This window comes from uncultured Mailhella sp., assembly GCF_947631555.1.
Lineage (GTDB): Bacteria > Desulfobacterota > Desulfovibrionia > Desulfovibrionales > Desulfovibrionaceae > Mailhella.
Map to the genome: position 1 here is coordinate 1 of NZ_CANRLT010000138.1, position 3648 is coordinate 3648.

Below are 3648 nucleotides of genomic sequence, written 5' to 3' on the forward strand. Positions count from 1 at the left end.
AAATATCTCCAGGACGACATGTCCGGGCAAAATTTTCATCAACCGGCTTCATGGCATAGTTTTTGGCCTGCTCTATAGGAAGTTCCATATAGGCGGGTGGAGAAATGATATCCGTATTTATATTGTCGCCGTAGGTAAGGGCTCGGCCTATAATCAGTGAAGACATGCTACCTCCTACAAAAATTCACGGGGATCGGTCAGACGACCGGTAATGGCAGATGCCGCCACCGAAAGCGGTGAAGCCAGATACACCTGGCTGTCCTTGCTTCCCATCCGTCCCAGGAAGTTGCGATTCGTTGAGGAGACGCAAACTTCACCGGCGCTGATGGCCCCGGAATGAAGCCCCAGACAGGCTCCACAACTAGACGCTAAAATAGTGGCCCCAGCTTCCGAAAGGCTGGTGAGAATACCGTCGCGGGCACAGCGTTCCCAGATTTCGCGGGAGGCCGGAGAAATCAGCAGGCGAACCCCCTGGGCAATATGATGCCCGCGAAGAAGATCTGCCGCCTTTTTGAGGTCGTTGTAGCGGCCGCCAGTGCACGATCCTATGTAGGCCTGATTGATGCGGACTGAAGAAACATCGTCCATGCGAGCCGTATTATCCACTTCGTGTGGACAGGCGCAAAGCGGTTCCATAGCCGTCAGATCAACATTGATTCCCCGACAGAATGAAGCATCGTCATCACTGCGGAAATACATGCCTTCATGAATCCCCAGAGATTCCATATAGCTTCTGGTAATATCATCGGGAGCAAAGATACCGTTTTTGGCACCGCTTTCCACGGCCATATTGGCAATACAGAGACGTTCATCCATGCCCATGTCGCTCACCCCGTCCCCGGAGAACTCCATGGCTTTATAGGTGGCGCCATTATGACCAATCGTACCGATACAATGCAGAGCAACATCCTTGGCCATGACACCGTTCTGCAGTTTGCCGTTCAAACGAAAATGCATGGTTTCAGGAACCTTCAGCCATATCTCGCCGGTGCAGAGTACTCCCAGCATTTCCGTAGAGCCTATGCCCGTGGAAAAGACACCCAGAGCTCCATAAGTACAGGTATGTGAGTCCGTTCCCAAAACGACTTCTCCAGGGAGAACTCGCCCTTTTTCCACCATAACCTGATGGCATGGGCCGGCGAATTCGTAGTAGCGTATATTGTGTCGGGCTGCCCATTCTCTGGTAAACTTCACAATCTCCGCCTGACGGGCATTGGCCGGCGGCGTGTAGTGATCGGATATGACAGTGACTCGCTCCGAATTCCAAATAGGGGCATTCAGGCGCTCCAGATGTTCGGCGATCTGCACTCTCGGTCCGAGAATGTCATCCATCATGACCTTATCAACCCTGGCCTGAACAATCTCTCCCGCATGAACCTGTTCATGTCCGGATGCTCTGGCCAAAATCTTCTCAGTAATAGTCATTCCCATAGGCTTTTCTCTAAAAATCGATATCTATCAGAATGTTATAGCGATAAAGCTTTTAAAGAACTTTCTCTTCCGCCAGAGCGCACACTTCCTCATGGCTCAGGCCGAGCATCTCGCCGAGAATTTCCTCATTATGCTGGCCAAGAAGGGGCGCTGGCGTAAAATGCTCGATGGCATGATTGGTAAGCTTGATCTGATTGCCCGTAATCTTGAATTTGCCAGCTTTGGGATGCTCGATTTCTATAAACATCTTTCTAGCACCCGCAATATGAGGATCGCGTGCCACTCTGTCGATGGTATTGATGGGAGCAGCGGGCACTCCGGCCTTAAGCAGAATATCCACGGCTTCATCAATAGTCTTATCCGTCAGCCATGCTTCGATATGGGGCTTGAGCTTCGCATAATTGATAACACGCAGATTATTGTCCGCAAACTGGGGGTCCGTCAGCAGATCTTCACGCTTCATGATACTGCAGAGAATGGTAAACAGCTTTTGATTGCCGGCACCAATAACGAGCATTCCGTCCTTTGCCTGGAAAGAGTCGTAAGGATATATGGCTTCGTAACGGTTGCCTATGCGTTGAGGCGTCTTTCCGGTGCAAAGATAGATAGTATTGATGATTTCCAGAGAAGATACCATGCTGTCGACGAGAGAAACGTCGATCTTTTCACCTTCTCCGGTTCTCAGCTTGTTGGCATAGGCGGCGAGAATGCCCACGCAGCAGCTGATGCCGCCCATGACATCCGAAATGGCCGTACCGGTTCTGGTGGGCTGACCTCCGGGCCAACCGGTTGTACTCATGAGGCCGCTCATGGCCTGACCTATAATATCGTAACCGGGGCGCTGGCTGTAGGGACCATAGTGCCCGAAGCCGGACACCGCTCCATAGATGATACCGGGATTAATCTTGCGTAGCTCTTCATAGCCGAGGCCCAGCTTTTCCATTACGCCGGGACGGTAGTTTTCCAAAACCACATCGCTCTTAGCCACAAGCTTACGGAAGATATCCTTCCCTTTTTCAGTCTTGAGATTCAGGGTGATTCCACGCTTATTCCGGTTGAGATTCATGAAATAGGCGCTCTCTCCGTTAATGATCGGGAAGTTGATACGAGCATCATCCCCGCGACCGGGGACTTCTATTTTAATGACGTCAGCCCCCAAATCCGCCAAAAGCATACCGCAGTAGGGACCAGCCAGAACCCGAGTCATGTCCAAAACCTTCAAACCGTCCAGAAGACCTTTGCTCATATGAACTCCTTGCTGAAATTTTACTTTGAAAGTATGCAAGAAGCATGCCAAAGGTTCAGGGAGGTCGTCTTACCGTAAAAAAGCATACATTATACTGAAATATATTATATTTTTTAAATACAAAAATTATGAAAAAGTTCAGATGAAGCTGTCGCTGACAGCCATATGTTTCATTTGATCCATTTTGCCTAAAAATGAAACATCGGCGCGACAATGGAAGAAAAGGCAGAATCTCAAAGCTATTCCAAGCGAGTGCCGCAGCATTACCGGCACTATTTTAAAGCATGAAGCTAGCTATAAATTAGATGTAATCATTCTTCCACTGTGCGGCTCATTCTTCCAACATGGCGTCCACCTCCCGCAAATCTTGAAATTCAGGAACCTCTTCCGTTATTCCTGAGCGTTTCAGGACGCTCCGTCCCACCCACACCGAAAATATCCGGCGCAGATCCTGAAATTCTTGAGGCCTGCTTTTCAGGCTTCAGCAAGGCGTTCTGCCGCCCACTGGTTGAGTGACATTCCGTGGAGCTTCGCCTGCATGGCAGCATGAGCGTGTAATTCTGGGGAAACCCGCAAAAGAATTTTGCCGGAATACGGTTTGTCAGGCTTCCTGCCAGTTTCCGCACACAGGTTCAGGTAGTCGTCCACAGCATCCTCGAAGGCAGTACGCAACTCGGCCACGCTTTCACCTTCATAGCTGATCACGTCCGAAATACCAAGAAACCAGAGGATATCATCTTAATAATGATAAAAGTTCTTCGATCTTGCCATTAACGCGAAATCGCTGAAACAACGCCAGAGAGTTATTCAACATATCCAGGGAACGCGTGACGATTTGGGTTCTACGTCTGAATCGCCCAAGCCAGTGACGTTGCAAGGCGTTGTTTTGTTCTCTTTTGAAGGTATGTTGTTTTCCTTGCCGTAAGCGTTGACTTCCCACCACGTCGGCATAGCACGCATAAAAATCGGAA

Annotated in this window: 3 protein-coding genes and 1 pseudogene; all 4 read right to left on the reverse strand. The window is 49.7% G+C overall.

Features of this window, described 5'->3' with window-relative positions:
- Positions 1–174 precede the first annotated feature (174 nt).
- Positions 175–1431, reverse strand: coding sequence for a 3-isopropylmalate dehydratase large subunit (locus Q0Z94_RS11495; RefSeq protein WP_298069846.1), 1257 nt, complete (start codon positions 1429–1431; stop codon positions 175–177).
- A 52-nt stretch (positions 1432–1483) separates the two neighbouring features.
- Positions 1484–2677, reverse strand: coding sequence for a CoA transferase (locus Q0Z94_RS11500; RefSeq protein WP_298069848.1), 1194 nt, complete (start codon positions 2675–2677; stop codon positions 1484–1486).
- Positions 2678–3151: 474 nt separating this feature from the next.
- The gene (locus Q0Z94_RS11505) at positions 3152–3358 is read right to left on the reverse strand and encodes a type II toxin-antitoxin system HicB family antitoxin (protein ID WP_298069849.1); all 207 of its coding nucleotides are present in this window, start codon (positions 3356–3358) and stop codon (positions 3152–3154) included.
- 52 nt (positions 3359–3410) lie between these two features.
- Positions 3411–3648: pseudogene (locus Q0Z94_RS11510) on the reverse strand (hypothetical protein); the annotation flags it as partial.